Consider the following 5,765-nt stretch of genomic DNA (forward strand, 5'->3'; position numbering starts at 1 on the left):
ACAGTTGTTTTTCAATAATATATACTTATTCTAGTTCCGCGAAAACTCTGGTGATTTCGTACATTGGTATGAAGACTCAAGAAGTGGTAATCAGACCGAGCGTAAAAGTGGTAATGAAGCCTGATACAGAGATACTTGATGAAGTAACAGTAGTGGCTTATGGCACTAAACGCAAACAAGATTTAGTGGGTTCTATCAGTAGTGTAAAGAATGAGATTATCAGTAATTCACAAGCTACATCAGTGTCAAATGCACTCGAAGGAGCTGTGGCTGGTTTGCAGGTTGTAAGTTCTTCTGGTCAGCCGGGAAAGGATGCCAACATCGTATTGCGCGGTATCGGTTCTATTTCGGCCAGCAACAATGCGCTAATTGTAGTAGATGGTGTACCCTTCAATGGTAAGTTGTCGGACATCAACCCTACGGATATTGCTTCGGTAAACGTGTCGAAGGACGCCGTTTCCAACTCTTTGTATGGTTCCCGTGCAGCTGGTGGTGTGGTTATGATTACTACCAAGACCGGACGCAAAGACAAGGTGGCCATCAACTTTAACGGTACCTGGGGTGTGACACAGCGTGCATACAAGGACTATGACATGGCTACCGATCCGGGAGAGTTCTACCGTTTATCTTGGTATGGCCTTCGTAATACCTATTGGGCAGCCGGAAACTCCATTGAAGACTCTAATTTAGCAGCCAGTCAGGATTTGCTGGGCGAACTGGGTAATTACAATGCTTACATCATCCCGCAAGGAGAGTATCTGGTAACACCCGATGGGAAACTTAACCCCAATGCACGTCTGCGTTATAATGATTCGTTTGCCGATGCCTTGTTTGACAACGCTTTCCGTCAAGAGTACAATGTATCTGCATCAGGTGGTAACGACCGCACAGATTACTATGTATCTATGGGCTTTCTGGACAATGACTCTTACGTGTTAGGCTCTTCCTATGAGCGTTTTACGGCTCGCGCTAACGTAAACTCCCAGCTGAAATCTTGGCTGAAAGTAGGAACCAATGTAGGATATTCCAAAGCTACCCAGAACGGTGTGCAAGAGAATGCCGGAGCAGCCTCCAATCCTTTTGACGTGGCACGCTCTTGGGCTCCTATCTTCCCGGTTCATGCCTATGATGCAGAAGGTAACATGAAATATTATGAAGACGGAAGTCCTATGTATGATGCCGGAAACGGTGAAACAGACGGCACATCTAAACGTCCTACGGCTACTAACCAGAATGTGATAGCCAATATGAAAGAGGATATTCGTGAAACTGTATACAATAACCTGACCTCACGCTCATATCTGGAAATTTCATTCTTGAAGAATTTCAAGTTTACAGCAAACTACAGTTATGATTTCACGAACAGCAGCCAGACAGTATTCTACACTCCGCTCATCGGTGACGGACAGTCTTTCGGTGGTCGTGGTACAAAAGGGAGCTACAACACTACAACTACCAACTTCAACCAGATTCTGGCTTACAGCAATGTATTTGGCGATAACCACCACTTGTCGGCCAAGATAGGTCACGAGTACTATAAGTATGAATATCAGTATTTGGCAGGACAGAAAACCAACTTCTTTAATCCGAACAATCCGGAATTGGACAACGGTGGACAAATGCAATACATCAACAGCTACACGGCAAACCATAACATCGAGGGATATTTCGGTATGGCAGACTACGACTATAGCAACAAATATTATCTTTCTGCAGCCTTCCGTCGCGACGGTACTTCCCGTTTCTTAGACCGCTGGGGTAATTTCTGGTCGGTAGGTGCCGCTTGGCGTATTTCCAACGAAGCATTCATGGAGGGAACGGGGTCTTGGTTAAACGATTTGAAATTGCGTGCATCTTATGGTACTCAGGGTAATGAAAGTATTCTTTCAGATTATAACTATGCCTATGTGTACACACCTTACCAAGACCAGTACACTGTTACTTGGAATGGTTCAGAGTTGGGCTATTCACCGGAATTCTACGGTAATCCGGACTTGACTTGGGAAAAGCAGAAGACTTTTGACGTGGGTGTAGATTTCCGTCTGTTCGACAGAGTATACGGTTCATTCGAATATTTCTATCGTCGTACGGACGATATGCTCTTCAAGCGTCCTGTGGCTTACTCTACAGCCGGACGTCCGTATAACTGGGAAAACCTGGGTGCGATGAAAAACACCGGTATAGAGTTTGAAGTGAATGTGGATATCTTCAATCAGCCCGACCTGAAGTGGACGGTATCGCTCGTGGGTTCTCATTACAAGAACCGCATTGTGACGCTGCCCGAAGAAAACCGTGAAAATGGTATCACTTCCGGTCCGTTCAACCTGCGCGAAGGCAAGAGCCGCTTTGAATATTATACTTATATGTATGCCGGCATGGACGAAAAAGGAAATGCCATGTGGTACATGGACGAGACAAATGAACAAGGGGAAGTGATAGGCCGTACCACGACCACTACTTATGCAGATGCAACCCGTTGCTTCATCGGCAAATCTGCATTGCCCGATTTCAACGGTGGTTTGAGCACTACTTTCTCTTACAAGGGCATTGACCTTTCTATAGCAACGGCTTTCCAGATTGGTGGCTATGCTTATGACTACTCTTATCTGTCTGGTATGAGTTCTTCATTCTACGTAGGTCATAACAAGGATATGTGGAAGACGTTTAACCCGGAGACAGGCACAGGTTCACTTCCTATTTGGAATGCTAACAATGCTTCCAATTCTTTCACCCAACAGTCAGACCTCAACCTGATAAAGGCCAGCTACTTCAGCATCCGTAACATCACTTTGGGTTACACATTGCCAAAAAATCTGATGCAGAAATTCGGTGTCGAGAAACTGCGTATTTATGCTACGGCAGATAATCTTGCCTTGTGGTCCAAGCGTCAGGGATTCGACCCTCGCGTAGCAATGTCTGGTTCTGATAAAGAATATGGAGGCTATTCTCCGATGCGTGTGATTTCCGGAGGTATCAACCTTACATTCTAAACTAAAAAATAAAATTGTATATGAAGATAATGAAATATATGATGCAGGTGCTTCTTGCTGGGGGCCTGCTTACATCTTGCATTGAAGATGCTGATGTTACCGCTTATTTGACTGAAGACCAACTGGGCAATGTGGCTCAGGAAGATCCTGATAAGGCTTTTTCAGCTGCTGTGGCAGGTATGTATACTGATATGCAACAGTATGTTGACGTCAATATGAGTCACAACTATTTCGGTCAAAAGAGTTTTGATTACTTAACATCGCTGATGGGCAACGATATGATTATGACCGGACGTTTCGCCATGAGTATGTATCATTATTTGCTGGATTACTGGCAACAGAACTATACTCCGACCAACAACCGTTGGAAAGAGTACTATCGCGTCATAGCCAATGCCAACAATATCCTCAAGCTGATTGACCCCAGCAGTGAAGATCCCGCCAATTTGAAATATCGTGCCATTGCCCTTGGTTTCCGTGGCTATGCCTACTTACAACTGACTTACTTATATCAGCATTCCTACTATACCGGTGCGGATGGAACGAAATGGGGCCGTGGAGAGAAATATGACTTCTCCCAGTCTCCGTGTGTACCGCTTATTACAGAGGATACGGAAGGTGACCAGCCACGTGCTACTGTAGCCCAAATCTATGAACAAATCAAGAGTGACCTTACTACTGCTTTCGATTTGTTCAAGAATTTGGATATGACGCGTACTTCCTCACCCACTGATATGGATGGCTGCGTGGTAGCTATGCATTTGGCTCGTGCAAATATGGTTATCCATGAATGGGATGAGGCGATAAAGTATGCGCAAGTGGTGATTGATAATTTCCCCATATTGCAGAGTGAAGACCAGATACTCCAGGGATTCAGTAATATCAGCTTACCGGATGTAGTATTCGGATGTGATATTACAGCAGACAATAGTACGACTTATATGTCTTTCTTCTCGCAGATGGATACTTATGGTGATGGGTATGCCGGCATCGGTGTATGGCGCGCTGCCTTTAAGCCATTAGTAGACCGTATCGCGGATACTGATATCCGTCTGCAATGGTTCTGCTGCGACCGTTCTACAGGTGTAACAGATGCTTCCGGTAATCGTATAACATTGATTCGTGACACTCAGTCTCCAGTTGCCGTGGAATACCAAGCTGTAAAATTTATCGGTACAGGTCGTGATAACATCAAGGCCGGTGTGTTCAGCGGATGGGAACTGGGAGATTATATTTACCTGCGTTCAGAAGAAGCTTACATGATAAAAATGGAAGCTTTGGCTCACAAGAGTTCTGCAGAAGCAGTGACTGAACTGAATAGCTTTATGAAGACTCGCCAGCCCGATTATAATTACACTTTCACGAATAAGGCTGACCTGATAGAGGAAATCATTTATCAGAAACGTGTAGAGTTCTGGGGTGAAGGTTTGGAATATATTGATAATCGTCGTTTGAATATTCCTGTAGATCGTACAGATGAAACTTGGGGCGCAGAAAATAATAATCACTTCTCTGCCGGTAAGTTCCGTTATAACCAAGAAGACAGGCCGTTCCTTTACCAATTACCTCTCTCTGAAATAGAGAATAATTCTCAGCTTTCTCCGAGCGACCAGAATTAATACCTCAAAGGACATGTTATACGGAAAAATAACACAGAAGCGATATCTGTGCAGACTAATCAAGCTGCATTACCCCAACAATAATAATGCGACAACTATGATGATTCATCCGGTTGAACATACCGGAATTTCATAATAAAGTGTTTTTGAGAAGCCACTCATTGTGAAATGGGTGGCTTTTCTTCTCTTAATCCTACAAAAGACTTCAGGGGAAGTGTTATTTCAAGATTACATATCTTCCAAAAAAAGCCCTTTATAAGAAACAGAGCAGTTTTCCCATTCTTTGTTGATTGTGAGAAAATATTCTCCTTTTTTCTTCAATATTCCCCAATCTATCCGTTCATTATTGTGTTCAATTTTTACCAATTCGTAAAATGAAAAAATACAATGCCGGTCTTCCATCCGTTGGCTTCAATAAAAGTGAGGTCTTATCGATACGCCTAAAACCGTCATTTACGATTCTTCTTGAGACTGTTCTGCTATATTCTTTAAAACTGCCAATTCTTTTTTCGACTATAGAATTTCATAATACACCTTATCATTTTACATCAAGTCCACTATTATCGTAATGCACATTACGATAATACCAATTAGAGACGATAATTTGTATAAAATGAATTTCTCCTTGAACTTTTACACAAGAAACTATAAAGTAATTTATTAAGCTCCTTTAGAAATGATCTCATAAGTTCATTAGTTTTTTATACAGCAAACACAGATTTCCTATATTTGAAATAGGAATAAACTAATATTTATCTCTATCTGAAATGGGAATGGTTATTCTGTAATTTGAAATAGTATTTACATGAAATGCAATATTCTTATGGATGAAATAAGTAATACAAGTAAATATTCAACGAAAAATAAACAAATAATAGATATTGACATAATTACCCATTCTTTTAAAAAGAGGAATACTAATTTTACAACCGTAGTACATTAATTGATACTCAAACAGCTATTAATCAAAATATTACATTTATTAATGGTATCACATAAGTAAGGTTTTGTTTATTGTAGACCCATATAGGACAGCTTTGAAAAGAGTATTCCTTGTTTTAGCCAATTCTTTGACTTATTGTATATTCTTTATTATCAATATATTATACACATTGTAGTTCCGCGAAAACTTTGGTGATTTCGTTTGTTGGTATGC

The 5,765-nt window shown here is 41.7% G+C and carries 2 protein-coding genes; both read left to right on the forward strand.

The features are described from left to right. The first annotated feature begins 47 nt into the window (after positions 1 to 47). Entirely contained in the window at positions 48 to 2,990 is a 2,943-nt protein-coding gene (locus tag DWZ67_RS15260; RefSeq protein WP_080782336.1) for a SusC/RagA family TonB-linked outer membrane protein, read from the forward strand. Positions 2,991 to 3,010: 20 nt separating this feature from the next. Continuing rightward, entirely contained in the window at positions 3,011 to 4,609 is a 1,599-nt protein-coding gene (locus DWZ67_RS15265) for a RagB/SusD family nutrient uptake outer membrane protein (protein ID WP_120139245.1), read from the forward strand. The last annotated feature ends 1,156 nt before the right edge of the window (positions 4,610 to 5,765 follow it).

This window comes from Bacteroides sp. AF34-31BH, from assembly GCF_003602795.1.
Classification (GTDB): domain Bacteria; phylum Bacteroidota; class Bacteroidia; order Bacteroidales; family Bacteroidaceae; genus Bacteroides; species Bacteroides uniformis.